This is a genomic window from Nitrospinota bacterium (assembly GCA_035528715.1).
Taxonomy (GTDB): domain Bacteria; phylum JADFOP01; class JADFOP01; order DATKYB01; family DATKYB01; genus DATKYB01.
Map to the genome: position 1 here is coordinate 1 of DATKYB010000037.1, position 21,343 is coordinate 21,343.

Genomic DNA, 21,343 nt, shown 5'->3' on the forward strand with positions numbered 1-21,343 from the left:
TTATCCATCTAACCTTTCTTCCTGAAATTATCTGACTTCGACTCATAGGTCTCATAAGCTTTGATAATATATTGAACGAGATCGTGCCTTACTACATCTTTTTCTGAAAAATATATAAATTTAATATCTTGAATATTTTTCAATATATATTGAATCTCTATTAAACCTGATATTTTACCGTCAGGTAAATCTACCTGCGTTATATCTCCGGTGATGATGGTTTTAGAATTAAAACCCATGCGGGTCAGGAACATCTTCATCTGTTCTGAAGTCGCATTTTGGGCTTCGTCCAAGATAATAAATGAATCATTCAACGTCCTCCCCCTCATATATGCGATAGGAGCAATTTCAATTAATTCTCTTTCTATGAATTTTTGAGCCTTTTCAAAATCTATCATATCATATAGAGCATCATAAAGAGGTCTTAAGTAGGGATTGACCTTTGCATAGAGATCTCCCGGTAGAAAGCCTAATTTTTCTCCAGCCTCTACAGCAGGTCTAGCTAAGATGATCTTACGAAACTGTTTATTAATCAAACCAGAAACCCCCATGGCCATTGCAAGATAAGTCTTACCTGTACCTGCAGGTCCTATTCCAAAAACAATATTATTTTTTCGAATAGCCTCAATATACTTCTTTTGAACAATGCTCTTGGGAGTTATATATCTTCTTTTTGAGGCAACCTCAACTCTTTCTGAAAATATACCTTTTATATCAGCGCCATTATTTTCAATAAAAACTCTTAATATAAATTTCAAGTCATTATCCTCAAAAGGACAATTTTCTTCCAACATACTGTACAAATCCATTATTAACTTCTCAACTTTTAATACGCTTGCTTTTTCACCCTTTATATTCATTCTGTTTCCTCTTGTTGATATTCTCACATTAAAGCTATTTTCAATCTGTTTGAGATGTCTATCATTGATTCCATAAAGGGATGGAATATAGTCACTGTTCTCTAAAAGAATTTCTTTGCTAAATTCTGAAATCAATATATTCATTCTCCAAAAAAACAATCATTTTATCTGAAATCAATTATAAAGATGAAACAATCTATGAGATTTAGTGAATATTTAACTAAGAAATATTATATTTATCTCTATCATAAATCATACTAAAAATCAAAAATTATTTATTTTCTAGAAAGTCTTCTTTTTAATTCTATTTCAATATCTTTCAACTTCTTCCAATAGAATATCTTCTTCCATTTTAAATCGGTTACATAGAAAACATCTATTGCCTTGTTTGCCTCAGTAGATATCTTTGCAATATAAATATCCAGATCTAATCTGAACAACGTATCTGTTATATCATACAAAAGCCCTATTCTATCCTCAGCTATTACCTCTATAACCGTATGAGTATCAGAAATATTATTTTTTATCCTCACTTCTGTATCTACCTTTGGGCCCTTTATCTTTTTAGGAAACACATATCTTTTTCTTGAAGAGATAAGCTCTTCTACATTCTTTTTCCCTTCTATTACCTCCAATAAATCTTTCTCAAATGCTAACCAAAATTTATTATCTAAAATGGGTTTACCATCCAAATCTTTAATCTGTAAGGCATCAATTGCAACTACATCGCTCCTAGTAAATATCTGAGCGCCTAAGATGTTTATATTTTTTGATGTAAGGGTTCCGGCGATCATTGAAAATAATCCTGTCTTGCCATGGGTGCATACCATTAATTCTGTATAACCTATATCAAGATTTTGATAGCAGTCAATAACCAGCTTTTTTTTCACTAATCTTTGAGCCAATCTAATATGTCTTGCTATTCCTTCAGCGGAAGTAGTGGCTGTATATTGTTGGGGCATCATCTCGAGATAGTCCTGTATAATTTTTTTATCTATACAATAAGCTACTTTTTTTAAGATTTCTTCTTCTAATCTATTGATTAAAGACCTGCCTGTTAAAAAAGCTCTCCCCCCTTTTCTTATATAATCCATGGCCTTGTTGAAAAGTTCCATTAATAACGTAGCTTTCCATTCTGACCAAATATCATGTCCTACAGCCTTTGTATCTGCATAAGTCAAAACAGATAACATCTTTAAATTTTCTTCTTCTTCTATAAGTTCTGCAAACTCTCTTATCACCTTGTGATCATGCATATCCCTTCTCTGAGATATATGGCTCATCATAAGATGATTGTCTATTAAAAATCTTATCTTGGAAGATACATCATTTGGTAGTCCCATCCTTTTCATTATTGAAGCTGCTATTACTCCTCCTCTTTTTATATGACCTGGCCCACCACTCTTTCCAATATCATGAAACAGCAATGCTAATTTAATGAGTTCAGGGTTAGAAATTTCTTTGTATAACTCAGAGAGTTCTCTCAGCCCTTTCTTTTTAGCTTTAGGCAAATCCTCAAGTATTTCTATACTTTTTAAGGTATGTTCATCCACTGTATACTTATGATAAGAATCATATTGAACGAGACATTTGATAGGATTAAATTCTGGTATATATTGGTCTAAAACCCCAAGTTCATTCATAAGCCTAAGTGCTCGACCAGCGCTCTTTTCTTTTAATATCATTAAAAATATATCCCTTGCTTCTGGTGACTCCCTGTATCTTTCATCTATTAAATACAGATAAGATGCAATAGCGTTCCTTGTTTCAATACTTATTTCTAATCCAAATCTTTGGACGTAAGAGAATACTTTCATTAATAAAATAGGATTCTTTTTGAAAGTATCTTGGCCATTCTTTATATCGATCTGGCTATCTCTGGTGACAAAAAAATCATCAATATCTTGGACCTTTTTATATTTTAAAACCTTCTTTGCTAGATACTTATCTAAAAACATCGTTGAGAAGTAATAAATATTAGTAGCATTGATATAATAATCCTGCATAAATAGCTCTACTAATTTTCGATTATCTTTATCTCTGTATCCGAGATTATATGCTACCCTTTTTTGTATATTTATATCCAAGATATCCCATCTTTTACCGACAAGAAAATGCAGATCGTTCCTCACCCTCAATAAAAAATCATAAGATTTCATAATAGACTTCATCTCTTTTTTGCTTATAAGCCCCTTTTCGAAAAGATCTTTAAGACTTTTAACACCATATTTAGTAGCCGCTGCCCACATGGTAATATGAAAATCTCTGAGCCCTCCAGGACTTTCCTTAATATTGGGTTCTAACAAATTTACTGATTCATCATACATGGTGTGTCTTCTTTTTCTCTCTAATATTTTACGATTTATAAAAAAGTCTATTCCCTTATCAATAACATTCTTCTTTAATGCCTTATTAAATTTTTTATAAAGCTCTTTATTGCCGATAATATATCTTGATTCAATCATTGCTGTTTGCGCAGAAAGATCTAAATTGCTAATCCTCATGCTTTCCTTTATGGTTCTGCAACTATGGCCAACCTTAAAATCGGTGTCCCAAAGAGTAGTGATGATATCCTTAACAAGGTTATCTATAAATTTATCTAATAAAGGTTCATATAAAAATAAGATATCTACGTCGGAGTATGGGCTCAGTTCTTCTCTTCCGTAGCCTCCTATTGCAATCAAAACACATCTTGTTTTTTTCTTTTTTGAAAACTTTTGGTCAAAATTTTCTATGGAGGCAAAATATATTCCTTCTATGACTCTGTCTACTAGTTCTGAATAGGCCCTAACTGTGTCAGACCCTTTTTTCCCATTTATATGACCTTTTTTTATTTCTTCTCTCTTGTCCGCAATAAAGTTTCTCAGTAAATGGGTAGACTCTACCCTATAATTTTTGGTGATAATCTGTCTCGTTATATTTCTTACCTTATCTTGTAAATTCATTTTCGAACTCATGCCCTTGGGTGGTATTTATCATATATAGTTCTGAGCCTTTCTTTAATAATATGAGTATAAATTTGGGTTGTAGAGATATCGGCATGTCCCAACATCTTCTGCACAGATCTTAAATCTGCTCCTCCCTCTAATAAATGAGTTGCAAAAGAGTGCCTTAAAGAATGGGGACTAATCTCCTTTGCAATGCCAGCAGCCTTTGCATATTTTTTTATAATCTTCCAAAAACCCTGGCGAGTCATTTTATCTCCTTGTCTGTTTACAAACAATTCATTAATAGCCTTACCTTTAATTAAAAGAGGACGAGAAGACTCTAAATAGTTTTTTAATCGCAGAGAAGCCTCTTCTCCTAAGGGTATGATTCTTTGCTTAGACCCCTTACCCATAGATATAATATAACCGACTTCAAGATTTATATCGTTAATGGTTAAAGATATTAACTCAGAAACCCTCACGCCGGTAGCATATAAAAGCTCTATCATGGCTGAATCTCTGAGTCCTAAAGGGTGATTTTTATCAGGTTTTTTTAACAACTTCTCAACTTCCTCAAAAGATGGAGTTTCTGGTAGTTTTCTCGTTAGAGAAGGAGATTCTATATTTTCTGTTGGATTTTTCTCTATCAATTCTTCATTAACCAAAAATCTAAAAAACATTTTTATTGAAACCAAATGCCTCGCTTGAGATGAAGCCAACAATTTTTCTTTTCTGAAATTTGAAAGATAATTATTAATATCATCTCTTATTATATCAGATAAATCTTTCGGGGATTTGAGCCTGAAAAAATTTATAAATCTTTTTATATCTCTAGAGTAGGCATCTACAGTATTTTTTGCTAATCTCCGCTCTACAACAAGATGATTTATAAATTCATTTAAAAGATTTTTCATTAAGGCTCCTTTGCTATCTCTCCAGAACCCTTATTCCTTATAAAATCAAATAAAAATAACAACTCTTCGCTTCGGAGTAAATAAGAGATTAAGAAATAGGCTATCATTGCAATTGAGATGCTAAAAATTAAAAATAGCAATCTTTCAAAAAAATAAGAATCTATCCTAAAAAAGATATGGGTCAAGGAGGCTAAAATAATTCCCATGATTACTGTAGCAAAAGACAATTTGATAATAGAATTGATTATTTTCTTCATCCCCAGAGGACCTAATCGTTTTCTTAGAATAAAAACTAACAAACCGAGATTTAGCATTGATGATAATGAAGTAGCGAGGGCCAAACCTCCATGTTTTAAAGGAACCATCAGAATTAAATTTAAAATAATATTTGCCAGCATGGCATAGATACCTATTTTGACAGGAGTTTTTGCATCTTTCAAAGAATAAAAGGCTGGAACAACAATCTTTACACCGGCAAAGGCACATAAACCTATAGAATAATATAGAAGGGCTATTGCAGTAAAATACGTGTCAGAAGCAAGAAACTCTCCTCTCTGAAAAAGAACATTAATTATAGGGACTCTGAGAATAACTAAACCTATAGTAGCGGGAATCGTTACGAAAAAAACAAGTCTTAATGCAAAAGATAATGTATCTTTGAGTTCACGAATATCGTCTTTCGCAGAGGTAATCGATAACATAGGTAATATGGCTATTCCCATAGCCACACCAAACAGACCTAGAGGAAATTGAACCAGACGATTCCCATAATATAAAAAAGAAACACTCCCTTCTTTGAGTAGTGAAGCCAAGAGGGTATCAACAAATATATTAATCTCTGCTACTGCCAATCCCAAAACACTGGGAAGCATCAAACCCCCTACTTTTTTTACCCCGGGATGAGTCCAATCAAACTTTATTCTATACTTCAACCCCTTTTTTAGGAGAATAGGAATCTGAAATATGAGCTGACCTATTCCACCCAATATAACCCCGTAAGCAAGTGCAAAAATGGGATATTTTGTATAGGGTGATAGGTAGAGTGCGGTTAAAATCATAGAGATATTTAAAATAGACGGGGCAAGGGATGGGGTTGCAAAATGTTTAAGGGAATTTAATATTCCCATAGCCATAACCGTAAGACCGATAAAAAAGATATAAGGGAACATTATCCTGGTAAGACCAACAGTCAAGGTATATTTATCCATAGAGTTGTAAAATCCGGGTGCGATTAATCTTACGATAATTGGAGCAAAAATAACTCCCAAAAATGTTATGCTGATAAGAAGAAGAATTAAAATTGTTATTAATGAATTGGTTAAATCCCATGCCTCGTCTTTTTTACCGGTCTCTCGATATTCAGTGAATACAGGAATAAAGGCTGCGGTTAGCGTGCCTTCGCCTAAAAGGCGACGCAAGAGGTTTGGAATTCTAAAGGCAACAAAAAAGGCATCTGTAATCATAGCTGCTCCGAAAACATTAGCGATAACCATATCCCTTATAAATCCTAGTATCCGACTCAAAAGGGTTGCTGCGCTTACAACGCCTGCGGCCTTTATAACCTCTTCTTTATTTATCTTTTGTGAGTTATATTTTATTTTTTCTTCTGATTCGCTTTTCATAATAAAATATAAAAAATAAGTATTGACTTTTTAATCAAATTAGTTTAAAAAATAATTTTTGAAAGGAACCAAAATGCAAAAACATCTTTCTGTCCTAAAGCGGGCGAGACAAAATAAGACCAGAAAGTCAAGAAATACACAAGTCAAAAAATTGATAAAGACAGTAATAAAAAATGTCAACGAAAAAATAGAGCTGGGAAATGCTGAGGAAGCCAACAAATCTCTAACAGCTGCAATGTCTGTTATTGATAAGGCTGCCTCAAAGGGTATTCTCCATAAAAAAAGTTCCTCTAGAAAAATAGCACGTCTATCAAGCAAGGTCAGCTCTTTAAAAAATAAAAGCAAAAAATAACCACTAAAAAATTTACCGCGTCCTTTCTGATCCTGAAGGAAGAGCACACATCTTTAATATCAAAGACTCTAAAAGAATCTTTGGGGATAGCTTAGAAGATTTTAATTGTATATCGATATTGAGCAATTCTTTCAGATGACTTCTCAATTCTCTAAATTGAAAAATTTTTGATTGCTTAATATATTCTTTAAGAAAAGTCTGTGGTATCCCAAGTTCTTTTGATATCCTCGTTAGAGAATATCGTTTTTTTAGATAGAATTTTGTTAACATTATCGAACGAATTTGATAGCTTATGAGTGCAAGTATTTTTAACGGAGATTCTCCTTGAAGTAATATCTTATTGATAAGCCTTAAAGCATCTTCTTCTTTCTTCCAACCAATTGATGAAGTAAGTTCAAAGATAGACCGAAAATGAATGTCTCCTGAAACAGCTTCAATATCCTCAAGTCTAATTTCAGACTTTTCACCGACAAACGAAACCGCCTTTTCTAATTCGTTGTTGATCATTCTAAGATCATTTCTAACAAAATTCTTAAGATAGGATAGCGCCTCTTCAGATATCTTCAAATTATACCCCTCAAGTTTCTTTTTAATCCAACTATCTAAATCTTTATCAGAAAGGCAATCAAATCTTACTGCAATACCTTTTTTTGAAACAACATGAAAAAATTTCCTTCTCCTATCTATCTCTTCACCAGTAAAGATAACGCAGCTACTCTGAGAGGGGTTCAAACAGTAATTAATAATGATCTCATCATCTTCCTTTTTTACTCTATCAATATTCTTGATTACCAATATTTTTTTATTTCCCATAAAAGGAAGAGTTTTTGCTTCATCAATAATAACGGAAAGGCTCTCCTCATCTGCATATAAAAGCCTATAACTAAAATCTTTAAAATTTGGATCAACATATAATCTAAAAATCTTTTCTGTAGCCTCTTCAATGAGGTATGTTTCCTGACCATAAAAAAGGTATATTGGAGAAAAAAGACCCTTCTCTATCTCTTTAATGAGAGCAGTATAATTTCTTACAGCCATTGACTATTAAAATCCCTCAAATACTAAACTTCTAAGCATCTCAGCTAATTCAACAAACGCTTTTCTTCTCGTTTCCTTCTCTGCCGCCTCTCTACTAGCAATAACACTGGTAACCTTATATGTGTCATCTGCAGTCAGACTCTGTTTCAAAAGCACCTTATCTGTAATGAGATCTTTAAAGATAATCTCATTATGTATCAAAACTCTATATTCTGTTACTCTATCGTTTGTATCAAAGGATATCGGTTTTAGGTTATAATTTCTAAGTTCTCCACTTAAAAGGCTATCTGCACTACCAGAGGAAATGATCTTTAATCTCCCATCTCGAATAAATGTATCTCGAATAATCCTGGTTATCTCTATCTCTATCCCTGGCTCTCGAGTCTTGTTAACAAAGGTAGGGATAGAAATGGTTTTTATATGGGTTGGAAGTTTGCTTTTCCCTGTGCCAGTCAATTGATAGCCACAGCCAAAAAGGCTAAAAACCATGATATAAATAAGAATCCTTTTTGCTCTCATCATATCCTTTATCCTATATAACAATGTTAACCAATTTGTTAGGGATAATAATATATTTCTTGATATACTTATCCTTAACCCACTCCTTAATTCTTTGATTTCCTAATACTATCCTTTTCAGCTCCTCTTCATCTTCATCAGCACTGACAGAAACCCTAGCACGAACCTTCCCATTCACCTGAACAACCAACTCAATCTCCTCTTCTTTAGTGATCTCGTCTTCATAGGAAGGCCATGGATGTGACAATAACTCTTCCTTGTTTCCTATTAACTGCCACATTTCTTCGGCGATATGTGGGGCAAAGGGAGAGAGAAGGATAATAGAGGATAAAACCGCCTCTTTGAGCACCATTAAAGACTTTTCATCCTTAACTTTGACCTCCCATTTGTAAAGGGTATTGATAAGCTCCATAATGGCGCTAATAGCTGTATTTAAGTGAAATCTCTTGCCGATATCATCCGTAACCTTCTTTATTGTCTGATGTGTCTTTCTCCTTATATCTTTTAAATCTGAAGAGAGTTCGTTTAGACTATCGTGATTTATACTAACGTCCTTCATGTCGTCTAAGTAGTTGTTAACAAGACGCCATATTCTATTTAGGAATCGAAAAGCTCCCTCAACACCCTGATCGCTCCAGTCTAATTCTTTTTCCGGAGGTGATGCGAAAATAATAAATATTCTTGCCGTATCTGCCCCATATTTTTCAATGATATCCTCAGGATCTACAATATTACCCCTAGATTTTGACATGGCGCTTCCGTCCTTGAGAACCATTCCCTGAGTTAAAAGATTTTTAAAAGGCTCTCCTACTTTAATAAGCCCAGCATCTCTCAGAACCATTGTGAAAAAACGAGCATATAATAAATGCATAACAGCATGCTCAATCCCACCTATGTACTGGTCAACCGGCATCCAGTAGTTGGCGGTCTTAGTATCTATGGGGCTCTCCTTATATCTGGCACAGGTATATCTTAAGAAATACCATGAAGAACAGATAAACGTATCCATTGTGTCTGTTTCTCTCTTTGCTCTTTCTCCGCATTTCGGGCATTCCGTATTTACAAAATCTTGCGTGTCTTCGAGGGACAACTTTTTTGTCTTTTTAAATTCGATCTTGAGGGGGAGCAGAACCGGAAGACTCTCATAAGGGGCGGGAATGATTCCACACTGATCACAATAAACTACAGGAATAGGTGCTCCCCAGTATCTCTGACGAGAAATTCCCCAATCCTTCAAGCGATAATTAACCGTCTTTTTTCCTATACCTTTTTTCTCCAGAAAATCGGCAATCTTATCCATCGCCTCCCTATTGTTCATCCCATCAAAATCGTCTGAACTAACGAGATACCCATCCTCAATATGGGCTTCTGTCATACTTGACTCATTAAGAGAACCTTCATAGGGATGGATAACAACCTTAACAGGCAAATCATATTCCCTTGCAAAATCCAAATCCCTCTGATCATGAGCAGGTACGGCCATAATAGCCCCCGTTCCATAATCCATAAGAACAAAATTTGCAATCCAGATCGGAATTCTCATTCCTGTTACAGGATTAATAGCATATCTTCCTGTAAAAACACCCTTCTTTTCTGCCTCTTCAGAAGCTCTCTTTATTTTACCTTCTTTTAATACCTCGTAGATAAATTCATTAACGTCTTTTTCATAAGAGGTCCCTTTAGGCAATTGACTTGATAACGGATGTTCAGGGGCAAGACTCATAAATGTGGCTCCAAAGAGGGTATCCTGTCTGGTCGTAAAGACCGTGATCGATTCACTGCTCCCCTCCAGAGGAAAATTGATCTCGACTCCATAGCTTTTTCCGATCCAGTTCTTCTGCATAGTCAAGACCCTCTCCGGCCAACCCGAAATCAAATCTTCACAGCCTTTAAGCAGCTCTTCAGAATATTTAGTGATTCTCAAAAACCACTGTTCCAACTCCTTTGTATCCACAGGAGTATCACATCTCCAACACAAACCACCTTCTACCTGTTCATTGGCAAGGACTGTTTTGCAAGATTCACACCAATTCACCATCGCCTTTTTTCTATATGTCAAGCCCATCTCATACATCTTGAGAAATATCCATTGGGTCCATTGATAATAATCTTGATGACAAGTAGCTATTTCTCTATCCCAATCATAGCTCAATCCCATTCTTTTCATCTGGGTCCTCATGTATCCGATATTTTCCCATGTCCATTCTGATGGATGGATACCTCTCTGGATAGCAGCATTCTCAGCTGGAAGGCCGAATGCATCCCAACCCATTGGATGGAGGACATTATATCCTTGCATCTTCTTAAATCTTGATATGACATCCCCAATGGTATAGTTTCTTACATGACCCATATGAATCTTACCAGAAGGATAAGGAAACATCTCTAAAACATAATATTTTTTATCTCTCTGTGAATCCTCAGATACCTGAAAGGTTTTATTCTCTTCCCATATCTTCTGCCATTTTTTGTCGATATTCTTAAAATCGTATCGATCACTCATAAATATCTTTCTCCAAAACCTAAATTCCTTCAAAATTTTTTAATAATAACAAAATGATAATCTTCTTACAATAAGAAAACTATTACTTTCCATATGCCAATCTATAGGCTAAATATTCTGGTATGCCTTTACTTATTATCTTTGCTTGAGCCTTGTGAATATCATAAAATACACGATGGATCTGAAACAAGTTTTTTTCAGTATCGTAAATAGCATACGCTGATCTATTGTCACCATCTCTAGGTTGTCCAACGCTTCCTATGTTAATCATATATCTTAGGTTATTTTTGATCTTAATTGGATTCTCTATAGACACAAATAATTCTTTCTTTTTATCTTCAATGATTATAAGAGGAACATGGGTATGTCCTATAAGGCATATCCTCGTATCAAAATAATTAAAATTATCTTCGATATTATCAATTCCAAAAATATAATACCATTTTTCTGGTTCTTTAGGTGAGGAGTGGAATAAAGTTATATCTTCTATTTTTCTTGAAAAAGGAAGCCCTTTCAAATACTCAACATTATCAGACGTTAAATGGGTTTGTGTCCACAATATAGCCTCTTTTGCATATATATTGAAATATGATATATCGGTTAATCCCACAGCAGCATGATCATGATTACCAACGACAACCATATCTGTTATGGTCTTTAACAACTCAATGGATTGATTAGGATTGGCACCATATCCTACAATATCACCTAAAAAAAATATCTTATCCGGCGATTCCTTTTCTATCTCGTTTAAAACGGATTGAAAGGCTTCAAGATTGCCATGTATATCAGAAAGGATGGCATATTTCATGATTCCAAATAATTAAGCTAGTGTGAGAGAGCCTTTATAGTTAGGAATAATCTGTGCTGCAGTTTCTGCTAACATCTTATATATCAGGTCATCTTCTTCTGCGATATGAATCACGATATCCCTTTCTTTAGTCTTTTTAATAAAACCCTTGACCATCTGTTCAAAAATTAGATAAGGCTCGAGGCTTACGATATTCTTGCCAATCAACTCTATAGAAAAGTCATAGATTTTAATCTTCGATAGAATATCAATAACAGAAGAAGATATATTAAATATCCTTTTAATGTCAAAAGTTGAGCTTTTACCCATACCTATCAACAAAATTTTATCAGTAATAAATTTGTCAGAATTGCAAAAGAGGCCTCTTCCCATATAGTTTCCTGATAATTTTTCGGACAGAATAAGATGAGAAATTCTGTTGCTCATTAACCAATCGATTCGACTTAAACTCCCACGAGAAGGAATAATATCCTGGAAAAAAGGTACAACAATGATTCCGCTTTTTATATTTAGAAGGTTCTTCGAAACTATTTTTAAACTTATCACAAATGAATGCCTTATCCCTTCAATTCTATATCTCTTTTTACCTTATCTAAAATACCATTAATAAAGGTTGAAGAATCTTCGCTCCCGAATTTCTTTTCTATCTCAATAGCTTCATTAATACTCACCTTTGGTGGAATATCATCTCGATAAATCAACTCATAAATGGCTATCCTGAGAATACCCAACTCTACTGCTCCAATCCTGTCTAAAGACCAGTTATCGCTGTATTTTTCAATCTTTTGATCTATATCTTCAATATACTGTATTGTTCCCCTAACCAGATCAGTAGCAAAACTTACAATATCATCGGAAAGACTATTATAAGTCCAATAGCGTCTTAAAATCTCTTCTATGTCTTCTCTAGCTATCTCATACTGATAGATAATTTTCAATGCCTCTTCTCGAGATCTTCTCCTCTTTCCCATATTATTTATTTGTATCTATAGCTTTATAAACATTTGCCATCTCAATGGCAGAAATAGCTGCTTCCCATCCTTTATTCCCAGCCTTTGTCCCAGCTCTCTCTATAGCCTGTTCAATGGTATCAGTTGTTAAAACTCCTAGTATGACTGGAATTCCTGTTTCTAGGGAAATGCTAGCTATCCCTTTAGTCACCTCTGCACTTATATACTTAAAGTGAGGGGTATCTCCTTGAATGACGGCTCCTAAACATATAACTGCATCATATTTTCTCTTTAAGGCCATTTTCTTAGCAGCAAAGGGAATTTCAAAACCACCTGGTACCCTGACAACACTTACATCACTGTCTTTAACCCCACTCCTTTTTAAAGCATCCAACGCCCCTTCAAGCAACCTTCCAGTAATAAACTCATTAAAACGACTTACAACAATCGCAAATTTTAAATCCTTACCTATAAGATTCCCTTCAATATATTTTGGCATAATTCTCTCCTCTCTTTATATTATTATATTATTTGATATTATTTAACAAATGTCCAAGCTTTTGCTGTTTTGCAATAAGATATCTTACATTGTATTTCCTCGGTCTTATCTCTAAGGGAACCCTTCCTATAACCTTTAACCCATAGCCATCAAGACCAACTATCTTTCTCGGATTATTAGTTATCAACCTAATCTTTTTAAGCCCCAGGTCTACCAAAATCTGGGCCCCTATTCCATAATCCCTCAGATCGTCCTTAAATCCTAGAGTTTCATTGGCCTCCACTGTATCAAGACCCTTGTCCTGCAGTTCGTAGGCCTTTAACTTATTTACAAAACCTATGCCTCTGCCCTCTTGCTGCATATATAATAAAACACCTGTCTCTTCTTTGGAAATCATCTCTAAGGCCTTATTTAACTGTTCACCACAATCACATCGGTAAGACCCAAAAACATCGCCTGTAAGACATTGGGAATGAACCCTGACTAACACCTCAGAATCAGGTTTAATCTTACCCTTAATGAGAGCTAGATGAGATTGGTCGTTTAAGGTATTCTCATAGGCAATCGCATCAAAAACACCAAGCTCAGTAGGAACCTTTGTAACAGCAGCTCTGCGGATAAAGGATTCCGTCCTCATCCTATATTCAATGAGGTCTTTTGTCGTAACAATCTTCAAATGATAGGCATTTGAAAATTCCATAAGCTTTGGAACTCTGGCCATAGCTCCATCCTCATCCATTATTTCACATATAACCGCTGCATGGTATAGACCAGCCAATCTTGCTAGATCCACAGAGCCTTCTGTTTGACCTGTCCTTACCAGAACCCCTCCTTCTTTTGACTTAAGAGGGAATACATGTCCTGGGCGAGCAAAGTCGCTCGGTTTTGTCTTGGGATCTATAGCCGTGAGGATAGTCGTTGCTCTATCAGAGGCAGATATTCCTGTTGTGATTCCTTTTTTTGCATCAATAGAAACAGTAAATGCTGTTTGAAAGGTTGCAGTATTCTCATTCACCATATCCGGTATTTCTAGCTCCTTTAAACGCTTGGGAGTCATGGAAAGGCATATCAGTCCCCTTCCATACTTGGCCATAAAATTAATGATCTCTGGGGTTATCTTTTCTGCGGCTACCATTAAATCACCTTCGTTCTCTCGATCTTCATCATCCACCAGGATAATCATCTTTCCCGCTCTTATATCCTCTATGGCCTCTTCTATAATATTAAACTTCATATAAAAAGAACCTCCTTTAATTAAATAAATCCATGTTCTTTTAAAAACTCCCTGCTGAGTTTTTTCTTTTCTTTTTCCTCTCTTGATAAAAAACTCTCCGTATATTTTCCAATAATATCACACTCAAGATTGACGGAATCTCCAATATCTTTAGCACTGAAAGTTGTCATATTGATTGTATAGGGAATGAAGCTGATCTTGAAGGTATCCTCCTTACAACTTAAAGCTGTAAGACTTACTCCATCAATAGCTACAGAACCTTTTTCAACAATATATTTCATCAGTTCTTTGGGGACCTGAAACGTAGTCTCTATAAAATCACCCTTCTTTTCTTTTTTTACAATAATTCCAGTTCCATCGATATGACCGCTTACCATATGTCCCATAAGCCTATCACCAATCTTTAAAGCCCTTTCTAAATTAACTTTGTCCCCCTTCTTGATATCACCTAAATTACTCTTTTTTATAGTCTCCGGAGAAACCTCTGTAGAAAAGGAGCTATCATTATGACCAATAACTGTAAGACACCCACCACTTACAGAGATACTATCACCCTTTTTCATATCTTTCAGAATTTTGTTCGCCTGAACTGTCAAAGTCAGAGATGTCCCTTTTTTGAATATTTTTTTAACTGTGCCTATCTCTTCTATAATACCTGAAAACATATCTAAAAAATTAATTCAAGTAACCTTCTATGAGAATGTCTTGATCAACTCTTTTAACCATAATATTCTTAAGGCTCTTCGCGTCCTTCAAAAAAAGAAATCCTTCACCACCAACAGGAGAGGGAGCCTCTTTCCCTCCTATGATTATTGGAGAAATAAAAAACATGGCCTTATCCACTAAACCTTCTTTCAGCGCTGAGGCATTTATTTCTCCTCCACCTTCTATTAAAAGGCTGGTTATGTTTAATTTTCCTAGCTCTACCATAAGCTTTTGTAGATCCACCCTTCCCCGTTTCTTATTTATCAGTAATATTTTTATTCCTTTTTTTTGTAATAATGATCTCTTCCTTTTAGAAGCATCTTTAGTCGTAACAATATAAGTATCAGCATCATTTAAGTTTAAGACTTTGGCCTTTAATGGAATCTTCAAAAAACTATCCACAATAATCCGTTTTGGATTTTTTCCTTTATTGCTTTTTAATCTGGACGTGAGTCTTGGATTATCTTTTATAATCGTGTTTATACCTACCATAATTGCATCAGATTCATTCCTGAGTTTATGGACAAGTTCTCTCGACTTTTTGCAGGTTATCCAACGAGATTCTCCCCTTCTCGTAGCAATCTTTCCATCGATACTCTCACCGACCTTAAGGGTGACAAATGGTTTTTCAGACTTTATAAATTTTATATATGCTTCATTTAACCTCTTACACCCCTCTTCTAAAATACCGTCACTTATCTCAATACCTGCCTTCTTTAGAATCTTAATCCCCTTTCCAGAAACAAGGGGATTGGGGTCTTTCATCCCTATTACCACCTTTTTAACCCTGCTTTTTATAATCGCATCTGTACATGGGGGGGTCTTTCCATAATGACAGCATGGTTCAAGGTTCACATAAAGGGTTCCTCCCTCAGCCTGAGCTTTAGCTTGCCTTAACGCTATAATTTCAGCATGAGGAAAACCTGCTCTTTTGTGATACCCTTGGCCAATAATCCTGTTTTTCTTTACAATAACAGCTCCAACCATAGGGTTAGGACTTGTCCTTCCCCTTCCCTTTTCTGCCAATTCAAGGGCCAATCTCATATATTTCTTTGACATCATCTACTGATTAAATCAAAAAAAAACCGAAGATTTAAAATAAACCTTCGGGATAAATATCGTAAACCTCAACCTTCTCCCCTCCAGACTGTAACTGTCGGCCCTGGAATTACACCAGATCAACCCCTAGAATTATATAGAGGTTCGCGGGCTATACCGCCGGTCGGGAATTACACCCTGCCCCGAAGGTTTTGAAAAGGTTAACATAAGTCTAAAATCGTGTCAAGCAAGAACTTATCAATTGATTATAGCTAAAAATATAATTTTTTGATACGAGGAGGAGTTACTCTTGACAAAGGATTGATATTAAGTATAATTTCTGACTTATACTAAAATTTTTAAGATACCAATATTTAAGGAGGATAAATGGTTAAGTTTAAAATGCTTAAAGAACCTGAGAAAGGAAAGAGGATTGAAATAAAAAATGGTCAATTAATCGTTGCAGATAATCCTATTATCCCCTTTATCGAGGGAGATGGTATAGGTCCTGATATTTGGGCTGCTGCTGTAAGGGTATTTGATAGTGCAGTTGAAAAGGCATATAACAGACAAAAAAAGATAGAATGGTTTGAAATATATGCTGGTGAGAAGGCAAAGGCAAAATATGATGAATGGCTGCCAGATGACACTTTAAAGGCTATTGAACACTATCATGTTGCGATCAAAGGACCCTTAACAACACCTATAGGTGGTGGATACAGAAGCCTCAATGTAACCATGAGACAGGTATTAAATCTCTTTGCCTGTGTAAGACCTGTAAGATATATTGATGGAGTACCCAGCCCTGTAAAAACTCCTGAAAAGATTGATATGGTCGTGTTCAGGGAGAATACAGAGGATGTCTATTCAGGTATAGAGTGGCCCATACACAGCCCTGAAGCCAAAAAGATTATTGATTATATTAAAGATGAATTGGGTAATGAGATTAAAGCAGATTCAGGAATAGGTATAAAGCATATCAGCGTTACAGGCACTAAACGACTGGTAAGAAAGGCCATTCAATATGCTATATCCCACAAAAAATCGAGTGTTACCATTGTCCATAAGGGAAATATCATGAAGTTCACAGAAGGGGCGTTCAAGGACTGGGGTTATGAATTAGCAAAAGAGGAGTTCGCAGATAATACGATAACAGAGGACGAACTCTGGAAAGAATATAATGGAAAACAACCTGAAGATAAAGTCCTTATTAAGGATAGAATAACTGATTCTATGTTCCAGCAGATCCTTCTCCGTCCCGATGAATACAGTGTACTAGCCCTGCCCAATTTAACCGGGGATTTTATGTCTGACGCTTTGGCTGCTCAGGTAGGAGGGCTTGGAATGGCACCAGGAGCAAATATGAGCGATACCACTGCCCTGTTTGAAGCAACCCATGGCACTGCTCCAAAATATGCTGGACAGGATAAGGTCAACCCAGGTTCGCTTATATTATCAGGTGTCATGATGCTTGAACATATCGGCTGGCAAAAAGCGGCAGACCTGATCGTTAACGCCATCCAGAAGACCGTTTCTCAAAAACAGGTTACCTATGACCTTGAGAGGCTTATGAAAGGCGCAACCCTCCTCAAATGCTCAGAATTTGGATCAACCATCATAAAAAATATGTAAGTAATGATTGATAACTCGAAAGATCCAGGAGAAAAAACAGCAAAGATCCTCTTAGATATTGAGGCAGTGAGCTGGAGTCTTCAAACCCCTTACATCCTTACCTCTGGAAATGCTAGTCCTGTTTATGTGGATTGTCGAAAGCTCATCTCTTTTGTGAAAGAAAGGAGAGAGATCATCCACATGCTCGCAGAAAAAACCAAATCCGATATTGGAATGGAAAATATAGAGGTGATTGCTGGTGGTGAAACGGCTGGAATCCCCCTAGCTGCATGGCTCGCAGAATCACTAAACCTTCCTATGGTCTATGTGAGAAAGAAATCTAAGGGCTTTGGTAAGGATAAGATCATAGAGGGTGTCATGGAAAAGGGGAAAAAAGTTTTGCTGGTAGAGGATCTGGCTACCACAGCAAAGAGCAAGTTAAGCTTTTGTGAGTCCTTAAGAAATGCTGGCGCAGAGGTAAATGATACTCTGGTCATCTTTGAGTATGGCTGTTATCCTGATACTTATAAGGAGCTAAAGGCAGCAAATCTCAAGCTTCATTCCCTAACCACATGGGAAATCTTATTGAAAACAGCAGAAAAGATTGGATTGCTAAAGACAGAGGAAAGCAAGATTATAAAAGATTTTCTTAAGGATCCAATCTCGTGGTCAAGAGAATATAAGGGTACTTGATCTTTTAACTACCTTAATGAAAGGAACTGAATTTCTTAAAGGCCTTTTTTATAACCTCTTCTGTACCAGTAGTCATATTGTAGTTTGAGATCTTTTCTGGGATTACCCATCGGGTATCAAGGGCATCAGTGCCTGATTTTGCTTCACCAGAGATATATCTGCAGACAAAATCTATGAGGACATAATGATACTCAATTTTACTCTCTTTATCTCGGATAACCCTTTCAAAAACCTCTACAAACTCTATGGGCTCAACCTTTAAGCCCGTTTCTTCTAAAACCTCTCTTCTAACTGCCTCTTTTAGGGGCTCTCCCAATTTAACCACCCCACCAGGAATACTCCATTTTCCATAGCCAGGCTCTTTGCCCCTTTTAATCAGAAGAACCTTTCCATCTTTAATAATAATACCCGCAACCCCTAATATGGGTCTTTGAGGATATCCCCTTTGCATTTATCTATTTTTCCTCTTTTAGCTTTGCATGAGCAGCAGCCAAACGAGCCACAGGAATAAGATAAGGGGAACAACTGACATAATCTAAACCGATCCGATGGAAAAATTCTACTGAGCTTGGTTCACCACCATGTTCACCACATATTCCCAGTTCAATATCTGGCCTCGTCTTTTTCCCTCTCTCTGCACCAATTCTTACCATTTCTCCAACGCCCTCTTGGTCTATGGCCACAAAAGGATCAATCTTCAAAATACCTTTATCTATATAGAAGGGTAAGAATTTGCCAGCATCATCTCTGCTGAAACCAAAGGTCATCTGAGTCATATCATTTGTACCAAAGGAGAAAAATTCGGCATATTCAGCTATTTTATCTGCAACCAGAGCTGCCCTTGGAACTTCAATCATAGTCCCTATCATATAATGAAATTCTACATCTGAATTCTTGAGAACCTCCTTGATAACCTCTTTGGCATTCTCATATGTGATTCTCATTTCTCCAATTGTCCCCGTCAATGGAATCATGACCTCTGGGAAAACCTTCCCCCCCTTTTTTGCAATCTCAACAGCCGCTTCAAAAATGGCCCTTACCTGCATGTCATATACCTCAGGAAAGGTAATCCCAAGCCTGCAGCCCCTGTGCCCTAGCATGGGATTAAATTCAGCAAGGGCATCTACCCTTGATAAAACCTCTTCCAGCTCAGAGATTCTTTCTTTATCCCCCCCTTTTAGCTTTAATTCTGTCAGCTCTTCAAAAAGTTCATCATGCTTTGGCAAAAACTCATGAAGGGGTGGGTCTAATAGTCTTATCGTGACAGGCATTCCCTTCATAACCTTAAATATCCCTATAAAATCCTCTCTTTGCATTGGCAAAAGCTTTTCAAGGGCCTTGTCTCTCGTCTCTTTATCTTTCGCCATGATCATTTCTCTTACTATCGGAATACGGTCTTCTTTAAAAAACATATGCTCTGTCCGTGTAAGGCCTATACCCTCAGTACCGAATTGAACAGCCTTCTCAGCATCCTGTGAAGTATCCGCGTTGGCTCTAACACCCAAAGTTCTTATTTCATCTGCCCATTTCATCAGTGTCTCAAAGTCATCACTCAACTCTGATTCAACCAGATCAACCTTTCCTAAAATAACCTCGCCTGTGTTTCCATTGAGCGATATATAGTCTTTCTCTTTAACTATCTTATCGTCCACCTTAAAATATCTCTTCTCTTCATCTACGCTTATTGCACCACACCCCACAACACAGCATTTGCCCATCCCTCTTCCAACAACAGCAGCATGGGATGTTAATCCTCCCCTCGCAGTAAGAATCCCTTTGGAGGCATACATCCCTCCCACATCTTCAGGCGAGGTCTCATTTCTTACGAGAATCACATCCTCACCCTCTGCATGGAGTTCTTCTGCCCTATCCGCTGTAAATACGACCTTCCCAACTGCCGCCCCTGAAGAACCTGGAAGACCTTTTGCAATAGGGGTAACCTTTGCTTTGGAATCAAACATAGGATGTAAGAGTTGATCGAGCTGATAAGGGTCTACCCTCAATACCGCTTCTTTCTTATCGATAAGTCCCTCGTTTACCATATCCACGGCAATCTTAACTGAGGAGAGAGCCGTGCGTTTTCCTCTTCTTGTCTGGAGCATATAAAGTTTACCATCCTGAATGGTAAACTCAATATCCTGCATATCCCTAAAATGCTGTTCCAGTTTTTTATATATATCTTCCAGTTCTTTATAGATACTCGGCATCTTCTCTTTTAAAGTCTCAATAGGTTGAGGTGTCCTTATCCCGGCCACTACATCTTCCCCTTGGGCATTTATAAGGTACTCACCAAAGAATCTCTTTTCTCCTGTCGCAGGGTCTCTTGTAAAGGCGACCCCCGTGCCTGAATTGTCTCCCATATTACCAAATACCATAGTCTGGATATTTACCGCTGTTCCCCAATCTCCAGGGATCTTATTCAATCTCCTGTATGTAATTGCCCTTTGATTATTCCAAGAATCAAAGACAGCATCAATGGCCATCTTGAGCTGCTCTTTTGGGTCTTCTGGAAAATTGATATTTTTTTCCTTTTCAACAAGCCTCTTATATTCAGATACAAGCTCTTGGAGGGCTTTTGCATTAAGCTCTGTATCCAGCTTGACATTAAGCTTTTTTTTCTTTTTGTTCAGTATATACTCAAATTTTTTATGCTCAATGCCCAGAACTACATCACCAAACATGGTGATAAATCTTCTGTAACTATCATAGGCAAATCTCTCATTACCTGACTTAGCGACCAATCCCTTGACGCTTCTATCATTCAATCCCAGATTTAATACTGTGTCCATCATACCAGGCATTGAAACCCTCGCCCCTGACCTTACCGATACCAAAAGGGGTGACTTATCATCGCCGAGCTTTAATCTCATCTTTTCCTCAAGCTTCTCCAGATTTTTTTCTACTTCATCCCAAAGACCTTCAGGATAGCTTTTGTTATTATTGTAATATTCTATACATGCCTCTGTTGTTATTGTAAAACCAGGAGGAACAGGAACATCCAAACTCGCCATTTCTGCCAAGTCAGCACCCTTTCCCCCTAATAAATTCCTCATTTTTGTATTTCCTT

At 36.4% G+C, this 21,343-nt stretch carries 19 protein-coding genes and 1 riboswitch; of the genes, 3 read left to right on the top strand and 16 right to left on the bottom strand.

Going from position 1 to position 21,343, the window contains the following annotated elements:
- Positions 1–8: 8 nt before the first annotated feature.
- From VMW81_02395 to murJ, 4 genes are all read right to left on the bottom strand, one after another.
- Entirely contained in the window at positions 9–1,004 is a 996-nt protein-coding gene (locus VMW81_02395; protein ID HUU49794.1) for a PhoH family protein, read from the bottom strand.
- A gap of 131 nt (positions 1,005–1,135) precedes the next feature.
- On the bottom strand, positions 1,136–3,805 hold the full coding sequence (gene glnD / locus VMW81_02400) for a [protein-PII] uridylyltransferase (GenBank protein HUU49795.1): 2,670 nt from the start codon (positions 3,803–3,805) through the stop codon (positions 1,136–1,138).
- Between the two features lie 8 nt (positions 3,806–3,813).
- The gene (gene xerD / locus VMW81_02405) at positions 3,814–4,701 is read right to left on the bottom strand and encodes a site-specific tyrosine recombinase XerD (GenBank protein ID HUU49796.1); all 888 of its coding nucleotides are present in this window, start codon (positions 4,699–4,701) and stop codon (positions 3,814–3,816) included.
- Positions 4,701–6,323, bottom strand: a complete 1,623-nt coding sequence (gene murJ / locus VMW81_02410; GenBank protein ID HUU49797.1) for a murein biosynthesis integral membrane protein MurJ — start codon at positions 6,321–6,323, stop codon at positions 4,701–4,703. The genes xerD and murJ overlap by 1 nt, the downstream gene beginning before the upstream one ends.
- A 73-nt stretch (positions 6,324–6,396) precedes the next feature.
- Here murJ and rpsT point away from each other — a divergent pair, with 73 nt between their 5' ends.
- Positions 6,397–6,675, top strand: a complete 279-nt coding sequence (gene rpsT, locus VMW81_02415; GenBank protein HUU49798.1) for a 30S ribosomal protein S20 — start codon at positions 6,397–6,399, stop codon at positions 6,673–6,675.
- A gap of 12 nt (positions 6,676–6,687) precedes the next feature.
- On the opposite strand, the gene holA is transcribed toward rpsT, so the two are convergent.
- The 10 genes from holA to ribD all read right to left on the bottom strand — a co-directional run bounded on the left by holA (position 6,688) and on the right by ribD (position 15,993).
- Entirely contained in the window at positions 6,688–7,713 is a 1,026-nt protein-coding gene (gene holA / locus VMW81_02420; GenBank protein ID HUU49799.1) for a DNA polymerase III subunit delta, read from the bottom strand.
- Between the two features lie 6 nt (positions 7,714–7,719).
- Positions 7,720–8,235, bottom strand: coding sequence for an LPS assembly lipoprotein LptE (gene lptE / locus VMW81_02425; GenBank protein ID HUU49800.1), 516 nt, complete (start codon positions 8,233–8,235; stop codon positions 7,720–7,722).
- A 10-nt stretch (positions 8,236–8,245) separates the two neighbouring features.
- A complete protein-coding gene (leuS, locus tag VMW81_02430) occupies positions 8,246–10,735 on the bottom strand; it encodes a leucine--tRNA ligase (GenBank protein HUU49801.1) in 2,490 nt (829 codons plus the stop codon).
- A gap of 82 nt (positions 10,736–10,817) precedes the next feature.
- Entirely contained in the window at positions 10,818–11,546 is a 729-nt protein-coding gene (locus VMW81_02435) for a metallophosphoesterase family protein (GenBank protein HUU49802.1), read from the bottom strand.
- Positions 11,547–11,558: 12 nt separating this feature from the next.
- Complete coding sequence (locus tag VMW81_02440; GenBank protein HUU49803.1) at positions 11,559–12,092, bottom strand: hypothetical protein; 534 nt, start codon at positions 12,090–12,092, stop codon at positions 11,559–11,561.
- Between the two features lie 11 nt (positions 12,093–12,103).
- Positions 12,104–12,517: a transcription antitermination factor NusB gene (gene nusB, locus VMW81_02445; protein HUU49804.1), complete on the bottom strand. Its 414-nt coding sequence runs from the start codon at positions 12,515–12,517 to the stop codon at positions 12,104–12,106.
- 1 nt (position 12,518) lies between these two features.
- The gene (gene ribE, locus VMW81_02450) at positions 12,519–12,995 is read right to left on the bottom strand and encodes a 6,7-dimethyl-8-ribityllumazine synthase (GenBank protein HUU49805.1); all 477 of its coding nucleotides are present in this window, start codon (positions 12,993–12,995) and stop codon (positions 12,519–12,521) included.
- Between the two features lie 28 nt (positions 12,996–13,023).
- Positions 13,024–14,229, bottom strand: a complete 1,206-nt coding sequence (locus VMW81_02455) for a bifunctional 3,4-dihydroxy-2-butanone-4-phosphate synthase/GTP cyclohydrolase II (protein HUU49806.1) — start codon at positions 14,227–14,229, stop codon at positions 13,024–13,026.
- A 20-nt stretch (positions 14,230–14,249) separates the two neighbouring features.
- Positions 14,250–14,894 carry a riboflavin synthase gene (gene ribE / locus VMW81_02460; GenBank protein HUU49807.1) on the bottom strand — a complete coding sequence of 215 codons (645 nt, stop codon included), beginning with the start codon at positions 14,892–14,894 and terminating at the stop codon, positions 14,250–14,252.
- A gap of 10 nt (positions 14,895–14,904) precedes the next feature.
- On the bottom strand, positions 14,905–15,993 hold the full coding sequence (gene ribD, locus VMW81_02465; protein ID HUU49808.1) for a bifunctional diaminohydroxyphosphoribosylaminopyrimidine deaminase/5-amino-6-(5-phosphoribosylamino)uracil reductase RibD: 1,089 nt from the start codon (positions 15,991–15,993) through the stop codon (positions 14,905–14,907).
- 67 nt (positions 15,994–16,060) lie between these two features.
- Positions 16,061–16,187: riboswitch (FMN riboswitch) on the bottom strand.
- 172 nt (positions 16,188–16,359) lie between these two features.
- On the opposite strand from ribD, the gene icd reads away from it, so the two are divergent.
- Both icd and VMW81_02475 read left to right on the top strand, forming a co-directional pair.
- Entirely contained in the window at positions 16,360–17,604 is a 1,245-nt protein-coding gene (gene icd, locus VMW81_02470; GenBank protein ID HUU49809.1) for an isocitrate dehydrogenase (NADP(+)), read from the top strand.
- Between the two features lie 3 nt (positions 17,605–17,607).
- The gene (locus VMW81_02475) at positions 17,608–18,276 is read left to right on the top strand and encodes an orotate phosphoribosyltransferase (protein ID HUU49810.1); all 669 of its coding nucleotides are present in this window, start codon (positions 17,608–17,610) and stop codon (positions 18,274–18,276) included.
- Between the two features lie 13 nt (positions 18,277–18,289).
- Here the strand turns inward: VMW81_02475 and VMW81_02480 are convergent, their stop codons facing one another.
- Both VMW81_02480 and ppdK read right to left on the bottom strand, forming a co-directional pair.
- Positions 18,290–18,727 carry an NUDIX hydrolase gene (locus VMW81_02480; protein HUU49811.1) on the bottom strand — a complete coding sequence of 146 codons (438 nt, stop codon included), beginning with the start codon at positions 18,725–18,727 and terminating at the stop codon, positions 18,290–18,292.
- A gap of 4 nt (positions 18,728–18,731) precedes the next feature.
- Positions 18,732–21,329 (bottom strand): pyruvate, phosphate dikinase, encoded by a 2,598-nt coding sequence (gene ppdK / locus VMW81_02485; protein ID HUU49812.1) that lies wholly within the window; start codon positions 21,327–21,329, stop codon positions 18,732–18,734.
- Between the last annotated feature and the right edge of the window lie 14 nt (positions 21,330–21,343).

Bases quoted from the DNA above. Each gene is read 5' to 3' on its own strand.
- VMW81_02475 (HUU49810.1), top strand. From the start codon at position 17,608: ATGATTGATAACTCGAAAGATCCAGGAGAAAAAACAGCAAAGATCCTC.
- ppdK (HUU49812.1), bottom strand. From the start codon at position 21,329: ATGAGGAATTTATTAGGGGGAAAGGGTGCTGACTTGGCAGAAATGGCG.
- VMW81_02480 (HUU49811.1), bottom strand. From the start codon at position 18,727: ATGCAAAGGGGATATCCTCAAAGACCCATATTAGGGGTTGCGGGTATT.
- lptE (HUU49800.1), bottom strand. From the start codon at position 8,235: ATGATGAGAGCAAAAAGGATTCTTATTTATATCATGGTTTTTAGCCTT.
- ribE (HUU49805.1), bottom strand. From the start codon at position 12,995: ATGCCAAAATATATTGAAGGGAATCTTATAGGTAAGGATTTAAAATTT.
- icd (HUU49809.1), top strand. From the start codon at position 16,360: ATGGTTAAGTTTAAAATGCTTAAAGAACCTGAGAAAGGAAAGAGGATT.
- VMW81_02395 (HUU49794.1), bottom strand. From the start codon at position 1,004: ATGAATATATTGATTTCAGAATTTAGCAAAGAAATTCTTTTAGAGAAC.
- rpsT (HUU49798.1), top strand. From the start codon at position 6,397: ATGCAAAAACATCTTTCTGTCCTAAAGCGGGCGAGACAAAATAAGACC.
- glnD (HUU49795.1), bottom strand. From the start codon at position 3,805: ATGAATTTACAAGATAAGGTAAGAAATATAACGAGACAGATTATCACC.
- holA (HUU49799.1), bottom strand. From the start codon at position 7,713: ATGGCTGTAAGAAATTATACTGCTCTCATTAAAGAGATAGAGAAGGGT.
- xerD (HUU49796.1), bottom strand. From the start codon at position 4,701: ATGAAAAATCTTTTAAATGAATTTATAAATCATCTTGTTGTAGAGCGG.
- nusB (HUU49804.1), bottom strand. From the start codon at position 12,517: ATGGGAAAGAGGAGAAGATCTCGAGAAGAGGCATTGAAAATTATCTAT.
- murJ (HUU49797.1), bottom strand. From the start codon at position 6,323: ATGAAAAGCGAATCAGAAGAAAAAATAAAATATAACTCACAAAAGATA.
- ribD (HUU49808.1), bottom strand. From the start codon at position 15,993: ATGTCAAAGAAATATATGAGATTGGCCCTTGAATTGGCAGAAAAGGGA.
- leuS (HUU49801.1), bottom strand. From the start codon at position 10,735: ATGAGTGATCGATACGATTTTAAGAATATCGACAAAAAATGGCAGAAG.
- VMW81_02435 (HUU49802.1), bottom strand. From the start codon at position 11,546: ATGAAATATGCCATCCTTTCTGATATACATGGCAATCTTGAAGCCTTT.
- ribE (HUU49807.1), bottom strand. From the start codon at position 14,894: ATGTTTTCAGGTATTATAGAAGAGATAGGCACAGTTAAAAAAATATTC.
- VMW81_02455 (HUU49806.1), bottom strand. From the start codon at position 14,229: ATGAAGTTTAATATTATAGAAGAGGCCATAGAGGATATAAGAGCGGGA.